Annotated in this window: 25 protein-coding genes and 1 pseudogene; 18 read left to right on the top strand and 8 right to left on the bottom strand. The window is 37.7% G+C overall.

The window, feature by feature from the left end; all coding sequences use genetic code 11:
* Positions 1-310 precede the first annotated feature (310 nt).
* The 9 genes and pseudogenes from HOO54_RS01290 (at position 311) to HOO54_RS01250 (ending at position 4,882) form a co-directional block, all read left to right on the top strand.
* A complete protein-coding gene (locus tag HOO54_RS01290) occupies positions 311-931 on the top strand; it encodes a hypothetical protein (RefSeq protein WP_172292078.1) in 621 nt (206 codons plus the stop codon).
* A gap of 655 nt (positions 932-1,586) precedes the next feature.
* Positions 1,587-1,817: a hypothetical protein gene (locus HOO54_RS01285; RefSeq protein WP_172292168.1), complete on the top strand. Its 231-nt coding sequence runs from the start codon at positions 1,587-1,589 to the stop codon at positions 1,815-1,817.
* Positions 1,814-2,266: a hypothetical protein gene (locus tag HOO54_RS01280; RefSeq protein WP_172292166.1), complete on the top strand. Its 453-nt coding sequence runs from the start codon at positions 1,814-1,816 to the stop codon at positions 2,264-2,266. The genes HOO54_RS01285 and HOO54_RS01280 overlap by 4 nt, the downstream gene beginning before the upstream one ends.
* Positions 2,267-2,319: 53 nt before the next feature.
* The gene (locus tag HOO54_RS01275; RefSeq protein WP_172292082.1) at positions 2,320-2,595 is read left to right on the top strand and encodes a hypothetical protein; all 276 of its coding nucleotides are present in this window, start codon (positions 2,320-2,322) and stop codon (positions 2,593-2,595) included.
* Positions 2,588-2,857, top strand: coding sequence for a hypothetical protein (locus HOO54_RS01270; protein WP_172292084.1), 270 nt, complete (start codon positions 2,588-2,590; stop codon positions 2,855-2,857). Before HOO54_RS01275 ends, HOO54_RS01270 begins: the two co-directional genes overlap by 8 nt.
* A gap of 50 nt (positions 2,858-2,907) precedes the next feature.
* Positions 2,908-3,234, top strand: a pseudogene (locus tag HOO54_RS01265) (single-stranded DNA-binding protein); the annotation flags it as partial.
* A gap of 134 nt (positions 3,235-3,368) precedes the next feature.
* Entirely contained in the window at positions 3,369-3,704 is a 336-nt protein-coding gene (locus HOO54_RS01260) for a hypothetical protein (protein ID WP_172292088.1), read from the top strand.
* Positions 3,705-3,824: 120 nt separating this feature from the next.
* Positions 3,825-4,112: a hypothetical protein gene (locus HOO54_RS01255; RefSeq protein WP_172292090.1), complete on the top strand. Its 288-nt coding sequence runs from the start codon at positions 3,825-3,827 to the stop codon at positions 4,110-4,112.
* Between the two features lie 239 nt (positions 4,113-4,351).
* A complete protein-coding gene (locus tag HOO54_RS01250) occupies positions 4,352-4,882 on the top strand; it encodes a thermonuclease family protein (RefSeq protein ID WP_172292092.1) in 531 nt (176 codons plus the stop codon).
* Positions 4,883-5,167: 285 nt separating this feature from the next.
* Here the strand turns inward: HOO54_RS01250 and comI are convergent, their stop codons facing one another.
* From comI to HOO54_RS01220, 7 genes are all read right to left on the bottom strand, one after another.
* Positions 5,168-5,266: a competence inhibitor ComI gene (gene comI, locus HOO54_RS23975; RefSeq protein WP_241657006.1), complete on the bottom strand. Its 99-nt coding sequence runs from the start codon at positions 5,264-5,266 to the stop codon at positions 5,168-5,170.
* A 317-nt stretch (positions 5,267-5,583) separates the two neighbouring features.
* The gene (locus tag HOO54_RS01245; protein ID WP_172292164.1) at positions 5,584-6,237 is read right to left on the bottom strand and encodes a SprT-like domain-containing protein; all 654 of its coding nucleotides are present in this window, start codon (positions 6,235-6,237) and stop codon (positions 5,584-5,586) included.
* A gap of 22 nt (positions 6,238-6,259) precedes the next feature.
* On the bottom strand, positions 6,260-6,541 hold the full coding sequence (locus HOO54_RS01240; RefSeq protein WP_172292162.1) for a hypothetical protein: 282 nt from the start codon (positions 6,539-6,541) through the stop codon (positions 6,260-6,262).
* Between the two features lie 106 nt (positions 6,542-6,647).
* Positions 6,648-7,127 (bottom strand): hypothetical protein, encoded by a 480-nt coding sequence (locus HOO54_RS01235; protein ID WP_172292098.1) that lies wholly within the window; start codon positions 7,125-7,127, stop codon positions 6,648-6,650.
* Between the two features lie 92 nt (positions 7,128-7,219).
* A complete protein-coding gene (locus tag HOO54_RS01230) occupies positions 7,220-7,687 on the bottom strand; it encodes a hypothetical protein (protein WP_172292100.1) in 468 nt (155 codons plus the stop codon).
* Positions 7,688-7,730: 43 nt separating this feature from the next.
* Positions 7,731-8,174 carry a hypothetical protein gene (locus HOO54_RS01225; RefSeq protein ID WP_172292102.1) on the bottom strand — a complete coding sequence of 148 codons (444 nt, stop codon included), beginning with the start codon at positions 8,172-8,174 and terminating at the stop codon, positions 7,731-7,733.
* 15 nt (positions 8,175-8,189) lie between these two features.
* Positions 8,190-9,347, bottom strand: a complete 1,158-nt coding sequence (locus tag HOO54_RS01220) for a ParM/StbA family protein (protein WP_172292160.1) — start codon at positions 9,345-9,347, stop codon at positions 8,190-8,192.
* 1,839 nt (positions 9,348-11,186) lie between these two features.
* Between HOO54_RS01220 and HOO54_RS01215 the strand changes: the two genes are divergently transcribed.
* The 9 genes from HOO54_RS01215 to HOO54_RS01175 are packed head-to-tail and all read left to right on the top strand — an operon-like array spanning position 11,187 to position 22,240.
* Positions 11,187-11,903: a replication-relaxation family protein gene (locus HOO54_RS01215; RefSeq protein WP_172292106.1), complete on the top strand. Its 717-nt coding sequence runs from the start codon at positions 11,187-11,189 to the stop codon at positions 11,901-11,903.
* Positions 11,904-15,068 carry a helicase HerA-like domain-containing protein gene (locus HOO54_RS01210; RefSeq protein ID WP_172292108.1) on the top strand — a complete coding sequence of 1,055 codons (3,165 nt, stop codon included), beginning with the start codon at positions 11,904-11,906 and terminating at the stop codon, positions 15,066-15,068.
* A 2-nt stretch (positions 15,069-15,070) separates the two neighbouring features.
* Positions 15,071-15,325: a TcpD family membrane protein gene (locus tag HOO54_RS01205; RefSeq protein ID WP_172292110.1), complete on the top strand. Its 255-nt coding sequence runs from the start codon at positions 15,071-15,073 to the stop codon at positions 15,323-15,325.
* A gap of 3 nt (positions 15,326-15,328) precedes the next feature.
* Positions 15,329-15,796, top strand: a complete 468-nt coding sequence (locus tag HOO54_RS01200; protein ID WP_172292112.1) for a TcpE family conjugal transfer membrane protein — start codon at positions 15,329-15,331, stop codon at positions 15,794-15,796.
* A complete protein-coding gene (locus HOO54_RS01195; RefSeq protein WP_172292114.1) occupies positions 15,735-18,230 on the top strand; it encodes an ATP-binding protein in 2,496 nt (831 codons plus the stop codon). The genes HOO54_RS01200 and HOO54_RS01195 overlap by 62 nt, the downstream gene beginning before the upstream one ends.
* Positions 18,227-18,577 carry a cystatin-like fold lipoprotein gene (locus tag HOO54_RS01190; RefSeq protein WP_309244851.1) on the top strand — a complete coding sequence of 117 codons (351 nt, stop codon included), beginning with the start codon at positions 18,227-18,229 and terminating at the stop codon, positions 18,575-18,577. The genes HOO54_RS01195 and HOO54_RS01190 overlap by 4 nt, the downstream gene beginning before the upstream one ends.
* A 35-nt stretch (positions 18,578-18,612) precedes the next feature.
* A complete protein-coding gene (locus tag HOO54_RS01185) occupies positions 18,613-20,727 on the top strand; it encodes a CD3337/EF1877 family mobilome membrane protein (RefSeq protein ID WP_172292116.1) in 2,115 nt (704 codons plus the stop codon).
* A gap of 3 nt (positions 20,728-20,730) precedes the next feature.
* Positions 20,731-21,684 (top strand): bifunctional lytic transglycosylase/C40 family peptidase, encoded by a 954-nt coding sequence (locus HOO54_RS01180; RefSeq protein ID WP_172292118.1) that lies wholly within the window; start codon positions 20,731-20,733, stop codon positions 21,682-21,684.
* A gap of 13 nt (positions 21,685-21,697) precedes the next feature.
* Positions 21,698-22,240, top strand: coding sequence for a hypothetical protein (locus tag HOO54_RS01175; protein ID WP_172292120.1), 543 nt, complete (start codon positions 21,698-21,700; stop codon positions 22,238-22,240).
* A 762-nt stretch (positions 22,241-23,002) separates the two neighbouring features.
* On the opposite strand, the gene HOO54_RS01170 is transcribed toward HOO54_RS01175, so the two are convergent.
* A complete protein-coding gene (locus tag HOO54_RS01170; RefSeq protein ID WP_253907584.1) occupies positions 23,003-24,127 on the bottom strand; it encodes a response regulator aspartate phosphatase in 1,125 nt (374 codons plus the stop codon).
* Positions 24,128-24,196 lie beyond the last annotated feature (69 nt).

Genomic DNA, 24,196 nt, shown 5'->3' with positions numbered 1-24,196 from the left:
ATATTGTACCACAAATAGGTTAATGCAATATTGATTTTTTCCCTATCGTCCTTAGTCTGTTTTAATGATTCGAAATACAATAGCGAGAATTAAAATTCCAATTATCCCTATCACGTTGACAATTGTCTGGGCAGTTTCTTCTAAAAAAAAGTTAGATACAAAAGATCCTATAACAATAACAAAGAGTAAAGTAACCATAAAATTTTTCATGAAATATTCACCTTTCTAGAAAATTAACTATCCACTTAAATACTTATATAGTATATAATTACATGGAATGTTTGTAAATTACTTTAATAGGAGGGTTTTTATGGTTTCTAATTTTAAAACTTTTAAGTACATAATTATTTTTATGTGTACATGCTTATTATTTTCCACGGCGGTCTCTCTTCCAATGGCAAAAGCAGAAAGTCTTTCAAACGAAATTAATGCTGAGGCTGAACAACTCGAAAATGTTTTTGGTCCTTTTGCTAAATTAATTGATGAAATGCCTACGGATGTTGCGGAACGAGGGATTGAAGCAGGGGTTAAATGGCTAAATGAAAATAAAGGGTCTGACTTCAAGGATTTCAATTTTATTGCTACTGAAGAAGGCTTAAAAACTATTGAAATAAATAACAATCATACATTTAAAACACAGAGCTTTTTATCTTGGCCATGTCTTTCAAGTATAGGAAAGGCTCTTATTTCTAATGCTATACCATGGGCTAAGCTTTTAAAAGTGAAAAAAGCCGCAAAATTAATGGGTGGAATAAATACAATGGTTAAGACAGTTGTTAGAGCTTATAAACACCAAAGAAACTTAGGGCGTTCCCGAATGGGAGCACTTAAAAAGGCAATTCGAATCTCCACAAAAGCATTTCCTGGAGAAACACAAAAAGCATTATTGGAATTCTTTAATATAGGAGATGTCTTTTACCGTTGCTTTTAGAAATTTCATATAAATGAAGGCTGCTGTCGAGAAAATCACAGTAGCCTCCTTTTTCATTTAACGGGCTTAAGCCCGTTTTTCTTTGCTTAAGCAAAGAATGTATTAAGAATTGTTCATCTTGGTTTTCATATTTTTTAAGCGTATCCTTCCAATACCTCTTAGTTCCCTGCATAATGCCTCCTTTTTTTTGACGACTTCTAACATACATTTATAAACTTCCGGATTTACTTGCAGCGGATGCAGAAGCTACAGCTGCTATGTTCCTGTCCATTTTTTAACGAGTGAACAAAGATGAAAAAACCAAATACAAAACAACGCCAGGCGGAAAGGAGACATACGTCTCCTTTCGGCTTTTTCCCTTTTTGACCTCCGAAGCGTAAATGTCCCCAAGGCTTGTAGGGCCGGGGTCGGGCGAGCCTCGTTACTCTTCCCGACTCCGGCCCAACAAGCCGAGCTGACTCATCAAGGGGCGAAAAACTTTTTATCGAAACCCCGCTGCAAGCTGCAGCGGTGATAAAAACTTTTCCGGCTGAAACCCTTGACGAGTCAGCTATGGGGCATTTTCGCTCTACGTGTCAAAAAGGGAAAAAATAATCCCCCTTTGGGGAACTAATTCCCTTCGGAGTTCAAAAATGAAAAAAGGAGAGGAAACCAAATGAGCATTGAAATCTTTAAAGACCTAAAAGAATTGGAGAAAGCCTATACAGGATTTAATAAGACAAAAATCTATTTCAACGGGACCGTTTATGTTGAGTCAGAACAGCTTGCAGTCACTCTCTACGAAAATACGCTTATCGTCCGTACCCTTGATAATGCTTTAAAGCGCGGAAAAACAGTCATCAAACATACGGTATATTTTCAGAAAGGCTCTTTTGATGGCCAATGAGAAATCATGAAGAGTATATGTTCTTTCTGAAAATCAATTTTGCTGAATTGATTGAAAGAGCTATCGTAAACGATCTTCCGGACATTGATGACGGGAGCGTGAAAAACTTTCATGATAAGGAAAAGGCGGTGCGCGTCTTCAGCCCATTTGCAAAACCGAAAAGGGTTAATCCTCATTCAAAATGGACGATTGACAAGATCGCTAAAGCGATCTTGTCGGGGCAGGTAATACAAGGCGTTCAAGACATGGCGCTTACTGATGATTACGCTTATGACGCGGCGGTGAATTTCAGAAAAGGCGAGCTGTTGGACCTTTTGGACTTTGCCAAAGAGCTGACAGAGTCGCCTAGCGGATGGTGGCTACGGGTCGATGAGACAGAGGACAACAAAATCAAATTACGCGTTGCTTGCCATCACTTTGATTATCGAACTTTGTATGTCGCTGTTTAGGGGCGGAGACACCGCCCTTCCCCTAAAAAAATTTACTTAATGGAGGGTACAACATGATTGATACGACAACATGGCTAGGCAGGTTTATAGATGAGAAGGGTTTGAAGGATCAAGTTTATCGGGTGGATGTTGGCGGGCTAACGCACTTTATCGAAGCTGAGATTTTATATGAAGTCATTCTGTCAGCATCTAAAAGAGAGCAGGAGGTGGTCAAATACTCCCTCATGTGTATTGATTTCAGCAATGGCGACGTAAATCGTTATTTTTTTCAGCACCTAGCAAAAAAGTATATCGAAACAAATTTTCGAGGAGGTTTTTATGATGAATAATTCAATTTTGTTGTGGACGCACGGGCCTTATGATGATTTCGCGGAGGATGGAGAGCAGGGTATTTGCTTTAAGGTTAGAAAAAGTTGGCTATTTCATCTATTACCGCAGTATGGATATGCTGATTTATTAGACTTCTTGAAAAATTACAGTTGGGATGAGGCTGAGGAAATCATGTTACTGGCCGAAGGAGAAAATGAGATTTTGTATAAGAAGTGTTGGTTTTCGGGTGATGTCATTTCAAATCTGCTCATTGAAGCCTAATTTTTTAAAAAAGTATTGAATAGTACTATTCAAAAAAGGAGAGATCATAAATGAATAATGTTTCACTTATTGGCAGACTTACAAGAGATCCGGAACTTAAATATACACCGAGCGGGAATCCCGTCGTTAACTTTACAGTGGCTGTAAATCGGACTTTTACCAACCAGCAAGGCGAGCGACAAGCCGACTTTATCAACTGTCAGGCATGGAAAAAGCTTGCCGAGAACATCGCAAATTTTCAGCGAAAAGGGTCTTTGATCGGAGTATCCGGACGCTTGCAAACAAGCTCATATGAGAAGGACGGCACTAGAGTTTATAAAATAGAGGTTGTCGTTGAAACAGCTGAGTTTTTAGAACCAAAGAAAAAACAATCAGGCAGCTCACAGTCAGCTGACAGAGACTTCCGGGAACCAATGGGGTTTGTTCCAGGCGCTGATGATGACGAAATTCCGTATTAAGCTAAGGCACGCCCCTTTTGGGGCGTACCAATTCTATATAAGGAGAGAACAAAATGTGTGAATATATCGAATTGCAACGGAATGAAAGAGAGTATATGCTTTTAAAAGAACTGAAAAAGTATTGTCGTGATACATTAGGCATTTCATATGAATGGTTTTTACAGGGCTATACGTTTGACGACGTGGCGTTTATAGAGAATTATTTTTCAGACCTAAACCATTCACAGCCCTGCCCGGATTGCAAGCATGGAAGGCTTTACCGTCAGGCGATCAAAGAAGTCAAAATTTATATTTGTGATACCTGTCCAGCTGTAGAGTTAGGATTTCGGCGGGATTACGACAAGGAAAAGGCAATAAAAAAAGCTTTTGATTTTTTCATGAACTTGTAGCAATCGGGGGCTTTTACCCCTCACCTATAAATTTTTTGAGCCCCGAGAGAAAATCAATGAATGAAACCTTTGTTCTTTTTTTAACGTAAAAATAGAACCTGAAGGACAGGAGGATTAATTGTGGCTATTAAACTTATGAAGTTGATTTCGGTCGTATATTGGCTTGTTACGTCAATTGATTTTTATAGACAATCGACCGCAGATTCCTTCTCAAATCATAATCTTACGTTTGCACATGCTATTTGTTGCGTAATGGGGATACTATCCCTCTTTATAAGTACAGACGGCTATCAGGGGCTAAAACAAATCACTCACTGGATCATTTTTAATTTAATTGGAGTTATTGCAGTGTTTATTGTCTCTCATTATGACATTATCCAAATCATTAATAATTTTTTTGTATTTTGAAATGCTGGCTCCGTTTATTCTTGGCTATGACGTTCCCCTTCCGGTGCCGGGCGACAGCTGAAGGAGGAAAACAAGGTGCGAAAAATTCATTATCACGATTGGGGCCAATGTTATTATTATTTAGTTAACCTTCTAAAAAAGCGTGGCGAAGCCATCCCCGACGACTTAAAGGAATGGCCAACGAGAGAGATAGTTAAGGAGATCGAGAAACGCAGTCTAGTAATGGAGGGGAAAGGCTTATGAAGAAAATAGCAGGATACAGTTTGTCACTTGTGTTGCTTCTGGGCGTCTTGGTGAGCTGCAATAAAGCAGCAGACACACCGCCGACAGACGTGACAACGGTAGCCGAACAGCAGCAGGAACAGCGTTTAATTTCCGCTGAGGTCGTAAATGTTGTAGATGGAGACACCATAGACATAAGGATGAAGAGTGGAAAGAAAGAGCGCGTCCGTTTTATTTTGGTTGATACCCCTGAGACTGTTCATCCTAAAAAGGGAGAAGAGCCATTCGGATGTGAGGTGTCAAACTTCACTAAAAAGACACTCAGCGGCCAGAAAGTTGATCTAAGGCTTGGAGTTCAGGAAAGGGATAGATACGGACGGCTCTTGGCTTATGTCTATCTGAAGGACGGGACAATGATAAATGAATTGTTGCTACAGAAGGGGCTTGCGCGTGTCGCCGTATTCCCTCCAAATACTGAATTTATCGATCAGTTCCGAGACATCGAGAACAAAGCTAAAAAAGAACATAAAGGAATATGGAGTCAGTAAAAATAGACCACGTCTTGTGTGAGGCGGGGTTCTCGTCTGACTTATTACAAATAGAAACTTATAATCTGGACATGCTGTGATTTTGTTGATACAATCGAGGTGTAAATGAATACAATGTATGTAAATGAGTATAATGTATAAAAAAGAGACTATAATAAAGAAAAAGATCGAAGATGCTGGTAACATCTCCGATCGGCGATAGGAGGCTCCTGTAAGGGAGTTCGGCCTTGATCCAAAATTTAATTTTTTAAAGTAAGAACGTCAAGATTGGTAGTCGGGGCGTTCTTACTTTTTTTTGTTCGAGAAACTATGGGCAAGCGTCAATATCCCAACAATCAGGATTCCAAATTGAAACATCAATCCAAGTGCGCTTTCTACAGCCATATTCTCACCTCCCCTCTTTCTGGAGGTGAGCCGAACGCCCCTACAAAGCCGAATCTATCGCTAATTTTTACTTTATAGGAATTTTCTGAAAAACACAAGACTTCCATCCCTTTTTGAGAAAGTTCAAACTTTCTGTTCCCACCGATATATATCAGTAGAGTGTGACATTTTAAAATGAAGACCAGATCCCTTTTTAAGGATCTTTGTATTTGGAATATTGCCTGTGGTATATCATTCACGAAAACATTTAAAACTCTCTCAGAAAACAAAAGAAGGAAAAACAACATGACCCACGGCTTTCACCGTAGGTCTGTCAATTAAGATTCATTGATTAAGATTTCATCGCATTCTACGCATTTTACCGCGATTTCCTTTTTAGAAGATAACACGCGCAGGCTGCACCTAGGGCAGATCCATTTAAACTTTCTAGGCTTTTTTTCTTCCTGCTGTTCTCCGGATTCATTGTCGCCAGCCCCGCCGTGAAATCCTTTTCGTGCAATACTGAAGGATTTAGGGTTAATCTTTAATGATTCAATCTTTTTCTTTGTGACCTCTGTCAGCTTTGGAAAAGCCCATCCATATTTTTTATCTGGTTTGTCGTCAGGGAAGTAAAAGCCGCGCCTCTCGCATTCAGTTTTAAATCTTTTGTTATGATAGGTGCCGTTGCGGGAGCAGTCTTGTATGTTGTGAATTCCATTGTAGAGGTGAACCATTTCGTGAAGCATCATAGTGTCCATAGTTTCCATGAACTCAATATCGAGGTATTCGGCTGCGATGTTCAATTCATACCGTCGGTTTTTCCCTTCCTTGTCGCGCCAGACTTCTTTTGTCGTACACCATCCCATAGATTTACGGTTTCCACTTGTTTGAATGGTGATTGCTGGTTCAGGCAGTTCACCATTGAAAAAGGCATCATTTAACTTCTTGAAAGCGACATGCAGTTCATTGATGGCTGCTTGAATATTAGTCATGAGGAGCGCCTCCAATCTTCATTTACATTAGTAGGGTTGAACCTATCGAAAAACCCCATTTATACATGTTTTCTCTTTCATTGATTGATTTACTTACAGAAATAGAATTTAATAGGTTGATAACCAATCCCCAAACCTCACTAGATGCCTTTATTTCATACTCATTCATCAAAGGAATATAAGCTTCAAGACCTTCTTTTAAACCTTCTTCAGTGGCAAAATAACTCTTCACGGCATGGTCAAACTCATTTACATGCTCGATGACAAATTCCCAATCTTCCTTGTAAATTTCTAATTTTCGCATGTACTGTCCTCCTATTGATCAAAGTGTTTGGATACACTTCTGTTTTCTTGTCATCTAAATCAATCTCGATAAGTGCCAAAAAACTATACCCTCACAAATCTCTTCTTTACGAATGACTTTTCATCAGCATGATCTTACCTTGTTTTTGCTCTATTTTATTGACGTATGCAGATAAAAATTTGTCATTAATTTGTTCCGGTATGTAACCGATCCGGTCAGCAATAATGTTTTCGATCACCCATACCTTGCGAGTGGCTTTTTCGTACTCCTTGTAGCTTTCTTGATGGAACTGATTAAGCTGTTTATCGCTTTGTCCGGCCTGTTCAGCTCGATGAATGTTAAGGCGACTATTATATACATTTGAACGGTACTTACGGGCGTATCTTAATAGATAGATGAGTTCAATTGTTTTGGATTTTAATAATTCAAGAGTCGATTTAAAAATGTCAGCCGGATCAGGTTCATAGGAGAGCGAATGTTTTTTTCGTTGACCGTTTTCCGAGATGTCGTCAAGCTTGAGGGCCATTTCACAGTATGAGCAGTAATTTGAAGCAAGTTCTGTACCACAGTAGGTGCATGTTTTCAATTAAGCTCACTCCTTAATTAAATCTTTTGAATAGCCTTCTAATGTTTTTAGTAATTTCTATTAAAATTCAATTGCTTCCTTTTAACTGGTATTCAAAAAAATAATTCAAAAATCGGTATATTTAAAAATGATATAAAAATTAGACATCCTATGCCAGATATCGCTAATATACTTCCTATACAAGATAATAAGAAGTTTAATCCTATTAATATAATAGAGATATAACGCTTTGTAGATTCATGCCACTGTTTACTGAATTCAGCTATAGGTGAAATAATTATATTTAAAGTAAGAATCCACCCTGATAATTTAGTAAGGTTTAAAAAAACAACAAGGACATCCTTATCTAACCTATTAAAAGGTATAGTGATCCAGTCGTCACTAAACAAAAAACGAAGCCCTCTAAAATTCGTTTCCGGATAAAAGTCTTGAGGTATCTTTATTTCTAATAAAAAAATGATTATAACTATAATCGAAAACCAAGGAAAGATGCTATAAATCAACTTTTTTGTTAACCCCTTTGATCCTTGACTCTCACAGAAATAGTTGTTTTCTTTCATGTTTTCTCCTCTCTAAAAAAACTAAATCCACTCAGCTATTGCTTTAATCATCCTCATCGTCAAAATCCAAGAAGTTATCCTGTGCAAACTGTAAAACTTTCTTATTCTGTATGAACGGTGCTGTCTCTGTCTCCTCGTTGTCGCCGATCTTTTTGGCCTCATCTTCTTGAGAAGATAGGCGAACAGCTTTAGCTGGTTCCCTTAGAAGTTGTATAGCTATTTGTCCGATAAGGTGCCGGACTTCCTCACTCTCAAGTTTCTTTTTTTCTCTATAAGTTAAATCATTAGGAAGAGGAACGACAATACTGTTCCTCTTCTTATTGGTGAGCGCTTCTGTTTCTATGATATTGATTAGCCGATCAGCAATTTCGCTTCCAAACTTTCGGCCATGTTGCTTTTTTAATTTGTTGATCTTTTTGATAACGACCTCTGGCGTATCAACAGGCAATCTGAATTGAATTAAGTCCTTTGGTTTGATTTCTTTCATTGTTTATCATCACCTTTATTGGGCAGTTACGGGATTTTCAGACTTTGGTAACTTTATTTCCTTGCTTTGGCAGTAGATTGTTAGGATTTTGTAGTAGGCCCGTGCAATCATCCAAATGCTGTTATCGACTTTAGGAAATTCAAAAGGGAATTTTGCATCTTCTTTATTAAGTTCTATTAAATAATTTTTTAGAACAACCGAGCCGCCACCAATATTGTATGCTTTACGGATATCGGGAACATTTCTCCAAATGCTTTTAATTAGCTTATATTCTTCGTTGGCAAGTGTAGATAATTCCTCATCTACAATGTCTTTAATGCTTACAGCTTGACCTGCGACATAGATTGTATTTTTTTCCTCAACGTCAGCATTTGTGATTATTTCAACTAGGTCTCTACGGCTTTTAATGTTGTAACGGTGCTGAGTATACACTTTTTTAATAATGTTATCTAAAGCTCCAGAAACGCCTTTTTTGATACCATCACTAAATTCGTTATCAACTTGAGCTTCTTTTGTTATGATCGCACTATCAGTTGAAAGGCCACCAATGTCATTGATTAAAATTGTTTTACCAATGATGCTTTCATCTTTTGTAGATCCATCATTATTAGTTGTAAGATCAATATAAGCTGCAAAGCCTTCAGTGTTAACCAAGACATTTTCAAAAGAAATTTCAACAGTTATTCCTTCATAAATAGGAGTGTTTAAAAACGTCACCTTATGATTTCCAGTTCTTATTTTCTTTCGAAATGCTTTATTTAATCCCCTTTTCGTTTCATCCATTGGAAGACCTGTAGAGAGTAAATACTTAGCTTTTATGACTTTGTCTTCATCAACTTTAAGATTTTTAGCAGCATCGAGGGCCAAATATGTAGTAAGCAACATAATTATTGCTTGATCGTTTTCTGATTTGTCAGTGTCTGGTGTTAATTCTTCATTTACTGTTTGTTTGCTTGCTAGCTTTCCGACTGCTACTTTTTGAACATCCTTTTTTAATGAGGTGCTTTTTATTTCAACATGAATAGCGTCTAAAGGGTTTTTTTCCATTTCTACAATAGAACGGCTTTCTAACTTTGCAACTACATTAGGTATGTAGAGCTGATCTTCGTCTTTAAGGCCTCCTAAATATGCTTTAACTGCATCATTACCAATGTCTACACTTGCTAATCTCATGAATGATTCCTCCTCTTATATTCTTAACTTAATTGTAAACAAAATGTATACATTAGTCAAGTGTTAATGTAAACAAAATGTATACATTTTCAAAACAATAAAAAACCCCTATCAATAGGGGTTTACGAATCTATTAAAAAGGTGTATATTAGTTTTAAAACTTCATACATTACTAGATTTCAAGAAAAATCTTTTACATAAGAAATGATTTTCATAGAAAGAGAATAATAGAAAGAGCTTGGATAGGTCATAGAAGACACACACGATAACAACGCTACCCAAGCACAAACCCTAAAGAAACTGATGTTTTGATAAAGAATATCTGTCCCTATAATAGCAATAAACCCGCTTAAAAACAAGCTTTTTGTACATATTTTGGACAGTTATTTTTCATCAAAACACGACACTTTTTCCAGTTAAGATGGATGTTGGAACCGCTTGGGCTATGCTCAGGCGGTTTTTCTATTTGTCTAGTACGGAGAGCAATGATCTTATCCTCTACGATAAAAAAAAGGTGTCAGGGGGTTAGCTGGAGCCAATTTCAAAAAGTCTAGCGTGTCGGGCGATCTTGCTTCATGGATTGTCAGGCAGGGACGGTATGTTTTGTTCCTTTTCGCCATTGGGGAAAAAAGCGTGTACAAGCCATTGTATGCGTGATAAAAGCTATAAAGTAAAAGGAGGGTTGGACACCATGTCTGTTCGTTCTTTGGACGTACAGAGGGGCTGTGAGATGATCTAGAGATGTTTCTAGTGAAGCTAAGGGAATGGTGCAGTTAATAAGCTCACAGGCGAAAGCAAAACGATGAAGCGCTATACATACGGATACCAAACGGATACCTGAACTCGGTATACCGAGTTTGTCAAAGTGCAGTTTTCTCCCATCGATCAAGGGGGAAAACTGCAACCAGCCGTTTCCAGCCGTTGTCCTAGCCTGGAATCCGAGTTTGCCAAAACCTTAAATCAAAAACAAGGAAAAACCAATTATTTTCGTTGATTTTTTCTTAAATTGACATTGTTTTATAAACTTAAATATTAAAAGGTATGGAGTACTCTTAATTTTATTCGGCCTTAGATCTCCTCAATTTTAAATGATTGGCTTTCAGCTTTTTAGGTAAAAAGGCATAGGATCTCCTTGCAAAATTAGGCCCTGAATAGGTCTTGATTTCATAAGTTGAGGTGATATAATCGTGGTAATAAGGTGGTAATTTAAAGGTATCAAAACCACCAGATCTATGTAGTGTGGAAGGTGGCACATCAATATTTCTCTAAGGACTCGCTCGTGACTTCCCTCTTATACGTGATAAAGAGGGAAGTCACGAGCGAAACAAGAAATATTGATGTGCAGAGAGAGGATAGAATGGTGGTGGTTTTGGTGCAGTTAGTAAGAGGTGGGGTGGTGAATGAGAGATAAGTTCAAGAGATAAAGTTCAAGTACAGGGGATGAAGAGAGGAGGTTGGGAGTTTTGAGGTGGTCGGAGGGGTGTAGTGGATACGGTTCATTTTGTGTAGAGAATACCGTGTATGAGAGGTTGGGGTGGATAAGATAGTTTATTTGTGGTCTTTTCCGGGGTACTGAATTCGTTGTGAAGTACAGTCGTCCTAAGGAAAGGTTTTCCCATATATTTTGGATACGAAGTGAAGAATTACAAATACCACAGCCGTCCATTAGAATAGTTGTTTAAATGTTTTTGGATACGCTAGGATTCTCGATATAGTGAATGGGCCCCTAAAGTGAATAGTACTATTCAAAAACAAAACAATGGATACATTTTATCGTGGTATATTTATGGTATGAAATCGGTATGTATTTTTGAAATTATGCTTGCTAAACTAAGGAGGTTGAATATTTTAGAAGTTCGGGGGTCTGTGGAAATGGATTATATTTTAAGTGAAAAAAGAAGAAGGGTGGTTGAAGCTATTGATTGTTTCGGTGTTATCACTAGTGTTCAACTAGAGCGTTATTTGAAGGATTTAGGAGTTATGACAATTTATCGCGCTCGTGCACAAGCCGAAGAACTGGGTTTTGTGGAAACAAAAGTATTTGGTCGGAGAAAGGTTCTTTGTATTACAAAAAAGGGTTCTGGTTTTATTGGTCGCATTGGTAATGCTGCTAGTAAAGGTTATTCTACATTACAACATGATCTTACAGTGAATGATGTGATTTTTAGCCTTCTGGATCGGTATGCAGCTCAAGGCAAAAATTTTGGATTTAAAACTGAAAGAGAATTAATACAAGAGTTGTTTCTTTCGATGAGTGTTGAGCAAACCCAAAAACCTAATGCTTTACGGCATATAGCTCAGGAGGTACCAGATTTTGTTTTAGTCAATAGTGAACGTCGTTTTGCTTTTGAAGTTGAATTGAGTCGAAAAACAAGTACAAGAATTAAAAAGAAAATGTATCAATATAAAAAATCGCTTGAAAACGGCTTGTATGATCGTATTTTTTATATTTGTAAGGAAGATGCAATTAGAAATCATATTCAGGCTATTGCTTCATCAGTAGGGGTCAAGGTTTCTTTTATAATGCTAGATGATCTTTTAACTGGGGAGGATTAAATGGACTTAAATTTTTCGAGGGACAAAAATGGAAAGCCAAGTAATGATAATAAAGTTGATTTCACTTCTCTACTTGGTTATGGTGCAATTATTATTGCTACGTTATCTGTAGGTTTAGCGTTTCTTCCGTCACTTGTGTTAGGGCTTTTAATATTTGGTGTAGCTTATTCTCTAAAACAGGTGGGTAAATTAAAATTGCTATTTTGGCCGTCTGTTGCGGTTTTAGGTGGAATGCTCTATTTTGCAGGTTGGAAGCATTTATTTCAGTTCATACCGGTTTCATTAAAATTAGCCGGTATGAATAGCCGGTTAGATTATTTTGAACAGCTAATTAATAATGGTCAGACATTTCATCCAAGTTCTCAAACTTATATTTCGACTATTGCTCTTTCGATTATCATTGCACGAATCAGTATTGCTGTGTATGAATTTTTCAAGGGCAAGATTGTTAAACCGAAAGAAGATGTAATCGAGGAATACAGAAAAAGCGGTGATTACGAAAAAATATATCAGAATCGAGTGAAAATTAATGATAAAGTTCAAGAAAAGTGGCGACAAAATGTATCTAGATCAATAGGAAAGTCTTTGCCAGTCGAAAATATTCTACTTGGTATTGATGAAAAGAAAAGGCAAGCTGAAATGGCCCTTGAGGAAACAACTAAACACGTTTTGTTTCAGGGAACAACCGGAAGCGGAAAAACAATGGCTATTTTAACTGTGGCTGAAAGCGCACTTGCTAATTCTCAATCTGTGTTTTTTGTTGATGGGAAAGGTGATCCAAAAACAATTAATCAGTTTAAGAAATTAACAGACATGTATGGCCGCAAGCTTCATGTTTTTTCGGAAAAAACGCCGCTAAAGTACAACCCAATCCGTCATGGTAACAGGACGAGTATTACTGACCGTATTATGGCGATATTCGACTGGGAAAACGCCTTTTATAAAAATGAAGCGGAAAACTTTTTGCAAAAAGTAATTCATATGCTGCACGATTTTGATTTAAAGACTGACTTACCGATGATCGCCAGACATATGTCTCTCCGATCTGTATATCAGACGTTGATGTCTGATGTTATAGAAGAAGAAGAGATTATTCGGGATAAGATCCCTGTTAAGAAGAAAAGTAATCCTTCGGATGACATTCTAGGTCTAGATGAATCGGAGGAAGAGATTGAAGATTATGAGGTTCATGAGCGTACTGTGATACGTAAAGTACTTAGTCCAAGGTCTGCTCTTCACATGGAACGTTTTTTTGGCAAAAGAGAACTCTCTGAGGAAGAAATAGAGGCTTTGACTGACGAAAGCAAGGGTGATCCCGTTCAAGAACTTGTGCGAAGCATGAAAACACAACTTGAAAAATTGATCTATTCTGAACTTGGTGGGCTGTTAGAAGATGATCCAGAGGGTCTTGATCTTCTTGAGATTTTGGAAAGAGGAGAATCGGTCATCTTCTCGTTTAACAGCAACATATATTCCGAGTTTATCAAGCGGTTTGCTAGGTTTGTCATTGCGGATTTAGCCTATAGTGTCACAACTCGATATGCTCAGGATGTCCAGAAAGGCGCTCTTGGTATTTTTGATGAGTTTGGAGCCTATGGGTCTGAAACGATTGTTCACATCCTAGCACGGGCGCGTAGTGCTGAATTTGGGGCAGCTATCGGTATTCAATCATTAGGTGATTTGTTCATTAACGGACAGGACATTTCAAAACAGGTAATTGATAACTGTAACACATTCTTTTTTGGCCGCAGTAATGAAGCTGCTTCTGCGGAAGCCGTCGCTTCCATTATTGGAACTTATAGCGACGTTGACCTGACAACTCAGACTGAAAACGTTGGTGGTCCACTAAAAAGAATCGAATTCAAATCAGAAAAAGGTACAACTCGGAAAGTTAAAAAATTCTATGTTCATCCAGACGAAATTAAAGACTTGGAAACAGGAGTGTTTGTAGTCGTTAGAAAGGCAGCGAAGGGATTGACGTCTGAAGAGAGACGTAAAATCACTTATTTCCGGAATCCGATGAATGGACTGAATCAGAAGAAAGATCCAATTTCGGAGCAAGCCGATCATACTCAAAAGGCAACCCAATTTGAAAGGAGGAGAATAATGGCATTAGGCGCTTTGAAAGAAAGAGTGTCAAGCATTTTTTCAGACAATAAAATTAAGCGTAGCAAAAAAGAAAGCCGGAAATTGCCGAAGATCCGAAATAGCAAAGGAGCTGTTGTTCTTGTATGGGCGTTGATCGTTGTTCTTGGAATGTCTGGAATCCTAGCTTTTGGTCGTGCTCAAAATGCCTTGGAAAAATCGAAGGCAACGGAAAGCGCACTTGCTGCTGTTACTGCAAATCAGGATGAAAACGGGTATGATGCATATCGAAGTCCAAAAATAGAGATTTTTGGAGATCAAGTCGTTGATGAATATATGAATATTCCGCGTGACAGCGAACAAAGGAAAGCACGCGAAAAAGCCTTACAAAGCTTTTATGCAGAAGGTTTAACTGTTGATACGATGGGAGACGTTGGTGGGTATCGACAATTGAATCATAAGACATTGTATGATGTTCATTTTGACAATGACAAAGCTGTTTTGCAGTATCGAGTAGATTATGACAATGTTGCTATCCAGCAAAAAGAGCGGGAGGTTGAGAAGAAGAAAGGAAAGAAAAAGAAAAAAGTCAAAGAAAAATACGAGGAAAAGAAACAGACCAGTCGTACTATGCTGCTTAATGTGCCGATAAGGGCATCAAAAAACGGTTATGCAGTCGTTTCTAACTTATATTTTACTCCGGTTCCGGATGTGAAGACAAAAGGTATTCAAAGTGAAACAAACCCATTGACCGAGCAATCCGAGGCTCCAATGGAGCAAAAACAGGAAATTGAGAACTGGCTTAAAGATTTCTTCAAAAAATACGCAGATGGGACAATAGATGATCTTAATTATATGATGGAAAAGCCACAGGCTCTAAACGGTCAGCGTTCATTTGTTGGATTGGAAAATACTAAAGTATACCCTTCGGGTAAAAATGAATTTGTCATAAAAACAAATGTTAAATTTCAGGAAAAAGATATTTCTATTGAAAATACAGAAAGCTTCACAATTTATTTAGAGAAACGTGATGGGAAGTATTTCGTAAAAAAGATGGAAAACACATTAGGAGGTAAATAATTATGATGAACTTTTATTATGTTTTAGGTGCAAGTCTTCCATCATTAGGAGACCTTAAAACTTGGGTTACAACCGAAGGCGGTAACGCCGTAGCGATTGTTTTAGTATTGTTTGGAGTCTATTACCTATTTAAACAGGACATTGGTAGATTGATTGGCTTTTTCGTTGCAGGAGCTTTTGTCTTTTTTGCAGTAGGAAATCCGGAACGACTTTTAGGTCAGTTGGCTGAAATTGCTTCAAAAGTTTTTGGGGGGTAATAAATGAGAGCGTACAATTACAAAAAAACGATGAACCATCCTATTACTCTATATAAGATTTGGAAATTGAATATACCTGGCGGGTTAAGTTTGGTGCGAGGAACATTGTTTACAGCGATATTCCTCGCGATGATCGCTTTTCGTGACTTCTTTAATAATATCGGATCAATTATCCCGGGTTTAACACTTGTAATGTATATAGGAATCCCTTATTTATTAAGCGGATTCCTGATCAAACAAAAATACAACGGTAAGAAGATCCATCTTTTTCTCTTTGATTTTGCCAATTATTTTTTAAGTATATATATGCCAAAACGAAAGTTTGCTAACGATCAAGAGGTTTTATATACGAATGTGGAACAAGTGACCTTTGAAGAAACAATTATAAAGAGAAAGGACGGGTATGACGATGAAGTTAAAAACACCGATCAAAAGCTTACACAACAATCTTATGCTGACAAAGTCGGGTGAAATTTATGCTTACTATCGCATTAGCCCCGTTGTTGTGCCTCAGAGCAATAAAGAAAAAATAGAGGATCACAAAGCGGAGTTCCGGATTCTGTTTAAGGAGTTAGAAAAATATAAAGATATCCACTTAGAAATGTATCCGCAATATCTTGATTTAGAACAGCGGTTTGGGTCTTTAGAAAAAGACTTTCATCCAAGTACTTTAGAGATTGGCCGTTATTACAATTCCGAAGCGATAAAGCTTTTAAATCAAGAGCTTGGTCGTGTTACTCAACCGGATTTTATTCTTGGGGTTCGCTTAAAAGGAAACTTACTTGAAGGATCAGAAGACATCAAAGGAGTTATAAAAAACGCTTTTACGTCTGTCTCAGACGTTTTAGTAAATCTTTTGGGGATGGAAAGGGAAATGACCGCAGAATTTTTTCAACGGTTTACTGAGCTTGAAAAAGACCTTTTTCAACTGGTAGCAAGTGTTGGTGGAAGGCGGCTTACAGAAGATCAATTGATATATATAAATCGTTACAACTTTTTGAGAGACATAGATCATAGTGTTGTTGAAGAGCAAAAGAAACGTGGCCAAACAAATATTACTGATGCCATTATTGATCCGACAGAGCCAGGATTCTTAAATCTCCAAACGACGGAAGGTAAATGTTATATCAGCTTTATTGTAGTCGATGATTTCCCTGAAAACATGGAATACTCACACATTTTTCAACGGGCACAAAATTTAAATTTCCCTGTAGAGCTGCATATAAAAGCTCAATATCAATCAAAAGAATCAACGCTTCGAAAAGTGGCTATCACGAAACGGCGCTTTAGTGAAACCCAAAAGGATATGAATGAGGTGGATGAAACTGACAACAGACTTTATTCCGGACGTGAGTTGCTTGGCAAGTTGACCAACAAAATAAAGAATGACAATTTTCCATTTATGAAATGGGTAGCAGCATTTGTTGTTAGTGGGAAAAATAAAGAACAATGTAAACGCAGGGCAAGTGAAGTTATCCGGATTATGAAGCATTCGCATATTTATTGTGTTCGGCCAATTGCTGATCAATTGCAGCTCTTCTACAAATTTTTGCATGGTGCCCCGTTACAGTTTGAAAAAAATTGGGTTCAGCAAACCACACATGAAGGTTTTGCAGAGAATCTTTTCAGTCTATCGAACCGGCTCGGTTCGAATGTCGGCTTTTATTTTGGAAGAGTAGACAAATTCACTGATAAAGTCCCTCTTGATCAATCTATAGCCAGTAGTCGGGATGTGGTACTGTTTCACCCATTTATCGCGAATGAAGGAATACCGGGGGCCATCACTGACAGTCCACATGTGAATATCACTGGAGCAACCGGGAAAGGTAAATCATTCTTAGTTAAAATGATCTTGCTATATTTATCGTTCTTGGATTGTCAGGTTTTAATGACTGATCCGAAAGTAGAAATCCGTAAATGGTTTAATAAAGCTATTAGTGACCCTAATATCCGGGCTAAGTATCCGATGTTTATAGAGCTAATTCGATCATTTCATTATGTCACGCTTGATGTTTCTAACAAAAATAATTTCGGAGTTTTAGATCCTATTGTTTTCTTGCAAGGTTATGAAGCGAAAGAAACAGCTCAGGACATCATTGAGCAAATTTATGATCTTCATGGAAAAGATGATGTGAAAACGGAGATATTGAAATCTTTAGATATCGTTATTGAACAGAGGGCGAAAGGTGAGACCGTTGGTCTTATGAATGTTGTTGATCGTTTAATTCATAATGAAGAAAATCCTACAATTCGGAGTGCCGGGGAGCTGTTGGTTCAAATGGTTCAAAATAGCATTCTTCAATTGGTTTTCAGTTATGGGGACGCAGATGCTATTAATTTGAACAGTAAAGTCACTATCTTAGAGATCGCAGGGTTGGATTTACCGAATGAAGATGATGATCCACGATACTACAGTGACAGTGATAGAAAGAGTCTCAGTATTATGATTGGTCTCGCGAAATTCTGTGAGAAATTTGGCCGCCGGAGCCACGAAGATCCAACAGCCATTATTTTTGATGAAGCATGGACGCTGACTAAAGCTCGTGGTGGTAAGAGATTGATTAAGGATATGAAGCGTGTTGGGCGGTCTTTTAAGAATCAATTATATCTTGTTTCACAAAATATGGCTGACTCTGAAACCGATGATGATAAAGGGAATTTTGGGGCACGATTCGCTTTTGATAATGATGTCGATCGTCCTGCAATTTTAAAAACAATGAATCTTCCACAAACGAAAAAGAACGAAGAAATGGTTGCAAATATGGTCAAAGGGCAAGCGCTTTTTATGGATTTTTACGGTCGTGTCGGCAAGCTCTCAATAGATTGTTTATTTGAAGAATGGGTAATTGCATTTAAGACAGTTGAAAAGTCGCATTCTGCAAGGGCAGAGGAGGAACTTGCGTGATAAAAAAACTTATTGGATCTTTCGTTCTCATTGCTGTCATTGCTGGTATTACCGGCTGTGGAGGGGACAAAGAGAAATATGATGAAGAAATTAATCAAGTCATTAGCCTGCAAAATGAAAGATTACAGAAGCCAGGAGTTGTTAAAGATATCGACAGACTGAAGCGTGAAAATACAGAAATTCGTGTGTATCAAGATGGGAAGTATATTTCATTGTATTTTGAAATCAGAAAAGGCGATCCAATTAAAATGACTTATAAAAAACAAAAAAGTGGTGAATATGACCTCTATCCCAATGGGGATGACGATTTAGGAGAGCCGGTGTACACAGAAAATATAGAAGGATAAATGTCTACAACGATGTGTAGACGAGGGAGGGAACCATGAAAAAAACCTCAAAGATAATTCTGTTTACTCTATCCATCATTTTTATCTCCTTTATTGGTTCTGCGGCTTTTGCTGATGATACCGCAAGCAAGGTGCAACCCAAAGATGTAAAACAGGGTGGAATTACCCTTGAAAGTAAGCGATACAGCTATGACCAATATGATGCTGTTACTGATGTAGAATCTAGCTGGAATCCTTTTTCTGAAGAATCATTAAACAAAAATATGAACAGTCTTGCAAGTATCACTTTTGGACTAACTAAGATGGTTTCCGGTTTAGTCGATACTGGTCTTAACTGGTTATATAATATAGAAGTCGTTAATAAATTTGCTGATCGGATCGGGGAAATATCGACTCATATATGGGAGAACCTTTATGGAACGTTCGGTGTTCTGTTGTTTGTGATTGCTGTGTTGTATATTTTCTTTCAATACGTTGGTCAGAAAAACAGTATGAATGCAGGCAAGACAACATTTAGGTTAATTGCAGTCGTTGTTGTTGCTTTTGTTTGGTTTACAAATGTCGGCTGGTTTTTAAAAGTGATGAATAATTGGAGTGCTGAAGCACAAGGACTTGTTATGAAAGCGGGTACTACTATCACCAACGACCAAGAGATTCCTAAAGGCCAAGAATTAGAGGGATCTATTGCTCTTCTCCGTAATCAATACTTTGATATTTCAGTTTACAAACCATATTTAACTATGAACTATGGCACGACAGATGAATCTAAACTTACAAAAGACGATAAAGATAGAATTACAAATTTACTAGAATATAAGCTTAACAAAGAGGGATACGAGGAACGAAAAAAGGTTGCTACAACAGAGGCTAATGAGCTTGGGAATACGATGATGGGGCAAGCAGGAATTCCAAACAAAGTTGGTATTGCCATTTTTTCGTTAGTCTTTGCTCTAATATTAGGAATTCCTTTACTGTTAGTGGCATTTGCTAATTTCGTTGTTCAAATTCTTGTCTTGGCAATAAGTGTAATACTGCCACTCAGTTGTATTATCTCTTTTTTACCGAACTTTGCAAATAGCGCTTGGTATGCGTTTGGCAGATTGGTTGGTACCTTTTTAATGAAAGCCTTTATTGGAATGATTCTCCTATTTACATTTTTGATTATTAGCATTACAGGAGACTTAATTCCAATGGATACACCTGATCAATATATGTTAAATGCTTTTGTAACAGGTCTTGCCATTATTCTAATGATTAAATATAGGGATAAGATCGTTGAATTTATCACAGCCGGCAGGGTAGTTTCAGTGGATGCTGGAATGGCAAAGCGTGCATATGAAAAAGGAATTCGCCAACCAGCAGAAAGAGCTACTAATATTGCTAGAACTGCGGCCTCTGCATATCTTTCTGGTACGGCAGCATCCGAGGCAGCACAGAATGCTCAAGAACGAAATGAAAACCGTGAGACAGGAGAAGATGAGAACAGCAGTGTATCTGCTAATGCAGTTACAAGTAATATGGACGATTCAGCAGATCGTTCAGAACTTCGTTCTTCACAAGAAGATTCTGCTGGTAAAGTCGTTAATATGAGTGACTATAAGGACAGTCGTCAGGATAGAACGGCCCAAAGCAGTTTGGAGAAAGATTCACATGAACAACAGGAGCTGGAAAGAACACAAGAAGGTTCCTCTGGTCATCGTCATGTAGGTAAAGCAGAATTAAATCGTGATGAACAACATCGAGAACCACAGAAAATAGATCAACCCGCACCAAAAGCAGAGACATTGAACCGTGAGCAATATCGTACTTCTCAAGCTCGTACTTCTCAAGATTCACGGGAGAGAAACCCAGAAGATATGTGGAGAGACTCATCTCAGCCTCGAGTTACATCATGGGATGAAAATATTCGACATGAGAGAAGTCCTCAATCCCAATCAGCCAGTCAAAGCAATTCGAATGATAGTGATCTTTCTAGTCTTGCAGCAATGGAGCCGCCAATGGATGAATATGAGACACAAATGTCTCAAAACTCAAAGTCAAATCAAATTCAGCCAACCGGTACAGAGGATAGACGTAGTGAACGGCGACAAGTGCAAGAACGGTCTGAAAATCACCTTCCTGAGAGTCCTAATCGGGCACGGGGTGAGTAAAGTATGAAGAAAATTCTTGTCATTGGCATCATTCTTTTTATAGTAGGATATACAGTTTTAGCGGGATTTATCCTACTGTTTGGAGCCGGAGATGATGAAGAAAAGGTCGGCTTTGACGAAAATATTTCAGGTACAGCGAAAATTAGTAAAGAAGTAGAACGTTATCGCCCTCTTTTTGAAAAGTACGCTGAAAAATATGGTCTTACAAAGCATATTGACATCATTATGGCCCTCGTCATGCAAGAGAGTGGAGGTCGTCATTTAGACGTTATGCAGTCATCAGAATCAATAGGGTTGCCCCCTAATTCTATTACAGATCCGGAATTGAGCATTGATGTTGGGATGAAGCATTTTAAAAGCGTTCTGAAAAAAGCCGGTGGTGATATTAAATTGACCCTTCAAGCCTATAACTATGGTAGCGGGTTCATTGACTATGTTAAAAAATACGGAGGGAAGTATACAAAGAAGCTTGCTTCTAGATTCAGTAAAGAACAGGCCACAAAGCTAGGATGGCCCAGTTATGGCGATCCCCTATATGTTGACCATGTTATGAGGTACTTAGATACAAACGACGGTGGCGGGAAACAAAAATTTGATTATGCCCAAGTTCACAACATTATGAAACAGTTTTTAGGTGATCCTTATGTGTGGGGAGGACGGACACCAGCGGCAGGCGGATTTGATTGTAGTGGTCTTATGGAATATGCTTTTGGTCAAATTGGTGTTGATCTTAATGGAAATGCAGCTACACAATATGAGAAGACCAAGCCAGTTCCCGATGATAAAGTACAACCCGGCGATCTAGTCTTTTTCAGCACATATGCGTCTGGTCCGACTCATGTTGGTATGTATGTTGGAGGGGGAAAATTTATCAATGCAAATGATAACGGAATTGAATATTCGAGCGTAGCTACTTGGAAAAAGCTTTACCCATACTTGGGATTCAGAAGAATATAGAAAGGGTGAGATTGTGGAAGAACAGCGGAAAAAGCATGGAATACGGCTTGTCGTTATCATTGCGGCCATTGCCGTGGCTTTAATGCTAATATACACCCAATCTTTAAAAAAGGATTTAGCAGCTGCAACAGAGCAAAAAAAGAACTATGCTGACCAGATCGACCGACTGAAAAAATTAGATCAATCAAAGGCAGCAGAGCTGAACCATGAGTTTATCAATAGATTTTTCACTTACAAAAACACGAAACAGCGATATGAAGACATCAAGCCACTAATGACAGAAAAAGGTTATCAGTCCACTTATCCGAGTGGCAGTAGTATTCCAAAAAAAGGTTCTGATGTATCCTCTTCCATTTCTGGTTTACGTAGTTATGAATATCAATCGGATAAGCAGGAAGCTTCTTTTATGAACGAGTTTACTGTCCGTACCAGTTACAATGGTACAGCCAGCGAGCAGAAGATCGTCATAAAAACAAATTTGATTACTTTAGAAAATGGAGATTGGAAAGTAGATAATGTTGAATTTATGGCCAATGTAGGAGGACAGCAACCGTAAGACTAAACACGTTCAGGAATTACAGCAAAACGATGTTGTATATGAGCATTCTAACGCAATTAAATTGATTTTAATGAACAATCACCCATTAATTGCGTCAGAATCATCCTGAAAATTTTAGGGTACTGATATATTTATACTTCGTTCGTGAATAAGTGAGGATCTGAAAGTTGGCCATCTTTTTTCATTCGTGTTTTAGCTCCTTTTGGATCTTCCAGGACAGCTGCATTGTTCGGAATTCAAGCTTAAAAAAATTCCATAGCAACACTACAAAGAGTTTTTGCGGACACTATAAAACAATATATGATAGACCAACTAATAACAAATCGCAATAAGCCGATGAATGCGAAAATAAGAGCTATATGGAGGAAAGAAAAGATCGCCCCTTAGAAACAAAAGGGCGATTTTTTGATTATTTCCCAGATGCAAAATTGCTTCTCACGGCTGAAAATGATCGATTTTGAGGATTGGCTAAAAAATCAACTTCTCATAGTGGTTATTATGTAAACTAGAGATTTAAATGTTTAGATTTTGTATACATATTTTCTATGCCAAATAAAAAAATGCACTCTTATTTCGGGTGCATTTTTTGCGATCATATAGTAATAGTTGTCTTGAGACAAAAATGGTTTGACTACACTTTCTTCAATCAAGTTGCGTATCTTTCTGAAACTTGGTAAGGCGTGCTATCTTGGGTATAGGTTGAACTTACCACCCCTGTTACACCTAACAATAAAACAATACATATTAAAGCTTTAGTTTTCATCCTGCCAACACACTCCTTTTGATTAAGCATCTTGCTTCAAATGCAGTACGGTAACATTCAATAGCATCATGCAGTTTCTCTGTTTTCTCTAACACTTTTGCTGCATCTAGTCCGTAATCTTCCATTTCAGCGTACATACCTTTCTCCTTGAAGAACTTAAATGATTCCCTCATCAAATCCATGTCATAGTCTAAGTGAAGCCCTTTAAGTAACTGCAACTTTGCAAGGTCATCTAAAGTCTGGTGTTTTTCAGCCAATTCTTTACCCTCAAAATATAAGTCATTTGCTGTCATTATGTTACCTTTCCTTGCTTCAACATATGCAAGATTAAAAGCAGCCTTAGACGAATAGATGCTGCTATCTTCCCTGTAAATTTCAAGGGATTTCTGTAGATGATTGGACGATCTCTCAAGTTCTTCAAGTTCATTATAGCATAAGCCAATGTTTAAATGAGAAGCCCCGATCAAAAACCCCTCTTCCATTTTCTCAGATTCAGCTAAAGCTTTTTGTAAATTATTCAAAGCCATTTCATGATGCAGTTGATCTGAATAATTACCTGCAATAATGAAATTGGTGCGAATGCATTTATCACCATAAGTGTCATATTGTTTGAAGATGTTGTATGCCTGATTAGCATAATCCATCGAAAACAAAGTTTGTTTCATATTGTAATAAAGTTCTGAAATTTTAAAATAAAACTCAGCTTTCTCTAACTCATCGCAGTTGAAGACTTCAAGTTTAATTTCTGCATTTCTATAATACCTTAAAGCATGTAACAATTCTTTTTGTCTAAAATGATACATCCCCGAAAAGAATTGATAATAGTACTCAAGCATACCTTCTAGTTTATTTCTTTCTCTAATTCTTTTAAACTCTTTAAATCGTTCTTCAAGATCACTACCTGAATCAGCATACAAATAGTCGAGTTGTAACTTGTGCCTAAACTCAAGTAATGAATAATAAACAAGAACGTCCTGGTTTTCTTCCATATTCTCGAGAAGTTCCCTGACTTCTTCTTTTGTTTCCTCAGCTTTATGTATCCAGTTATTCTTAAGTGAGTTGTACCAAAAATTCATCTTCGTAGCAACAAGATCATAAGGAATTGTCTCTTCTTTACTCAAACTTAATGATCCCCTTCCCATTTTTTAAATATTGTACCACAAATAGGTTAATGCAATATTGATTTTTTC

Source organism: Bacillus sp. WMMC1349, assembly GCF_013155385.1.
In the GTDB taxonomy this organism is placed as follows: domain Bacteria; phylum Bacillota; class Bacilli; order Bacillales; family Bacillaceae; genus Bacillus.
This window is presented reverse-complemented; position numbering and strand designations above follow the sequence as displayed.

What these genes read in the sequence shown, in the direction of transcription:
- comI (WP_241657006.1), bottom strand. Translation starts at nt 5,266, where the DNA reads ATGGCTGTAGAAAGCGCACTTGGATTGATGTTTCAATTTGGAATCCTG.
- HOO54_RS01270 (WP_172292084.1), top strand. Translation starts at nt 2,588, where the DNA reads ATGAATAATTCAATTTTGTTGTGGACGCACGGGCCTTATGATGATTTC.
- HOO54_RS01195 (WP_172292114.1), top strand. Translation starts at nt 15,735, where the DNA reads ATGAAGTTAAAAACACCGATCAAAAGCTTACACAACAATCTTATGCTG.
- HOO54_RS01185 (WP_172292116.1), top strand. Translation starts at nt 18,613, where the DNA reads ATGAAAAAAACCTCAAAGATAATTCTGTTTACTCTATCCATCATTTTT.
- HOO54_RS01250 (WP_172292092.1), top strand. Translation starts at nt 4,352, where the DNA reads ATGAAGAAAATAGCAGGATACAGTTTGTCACTTGTGTTGCTTCTGGGC.
- HOO54_RS01180 (WP_172292118.1), top strand. Translation starts at nt 20,731, where the DNA reads ATGAAGAAAATTCTTGTCATTGGCATCATTCTTTTTATAGTAGGATAT.
- HOO54_RS01220 (WP_172292160.1), bottom strand. Translation starts at nt 9,347, where the DNA reads ATGAGATTAGCAAGTGTAGACATTGGTAATGATGCAGTTAAAGCATAT.
- HOO54_RS01205 (WP_172292110.1), top strand. Translation starts at nt 15,071, where the DNA reads ATGATGAACTTTTATTATGTTTTAGGTGCAAGTCTTCCATCATTAGGA.
- HOO54_RS01200 (WP_172292112.1), top strand. Translation starts at nt 15,329, where the DNA reads ATGAGAGCGTACAATTACAAAAAAACGATGAACCATCCTATTACTCTA.
- HOO54_RS01210 (WP_172292108.1), top strand. Translation starts at nt 11,904, where the DNA reads ATGGACTTAAATTTTTCGAGGGACAAAAATGGAAAGCCAAGTAATGAT.
- HOO54_RS01285 (WP_172292168.1), top strand. Translation starts at nt 1,587, where the DNA reads ATGAGCATTGAAATCTTTAAAGACCTAAAAGAATTGGAGAAAGCCTAT.
- HOO54_RS01225 (WP_172292102.1), bottom strand. Translation starts at nt 8,174, where the DNA reads ATGAAAGAAATCAAACCAAAGGACTTAATTCAATTCAGATTGCCTGTT.
- HOO54_RS01240 (WP_172292162.1), bottom strand. Translation starts at nt 6,541, where the DNA reads ATGCGAAAATTAGAAATTTACAAGGAAGATTGGGAATTTGTCATCGAG.
- HOO54_RS01280 (WP_172292166.1), top strand. Translation starts at nt 1,814, where the DNA reads ATGAGAAATCATGAAGAGTATATGTTCTTTCTGAAAATCAATTTTGCT.
- HOO54_RS01290 (WP_172292078.1), top strand. Translation starts at nt 311, where the DNA reads ATGGTTTCTAATTTTAAAACTTTTAAGTACATAATTATTTTTATGTGT.
- HOO54_RS01260 (WP_172292088.1), top strand. Translation starts at nt 3,369, where the DNA reads ATGTGTGAATATATCGAATTGCAACGGAATGAAAGAGAGTATATGCTT.
- HOO54_RS01230 (WP_172292100.1), bottom strand. Translation starts at nt 7,687, where the DNA reads ATGAAAGAAAACAACTATTTCTGTGAGAGTCAAGGATCAAAGGGGTTA.
- HOO54_RS01275 (WP_172292082.1), top strand. Translation starts at nt 2,320, where the DNA reads ATGATTGATACGACAACATGGCTAGGCAGGTTTATAGATGAGAAGGGT.
- HOO54_RS01245 (WP_172292164.1), bottom strand. Translation starts at nt 6,237, where the DNA reads ATGACTAATATTCAAGCAGCCATCAATGAACTGCATGTCGCTTTCAAG.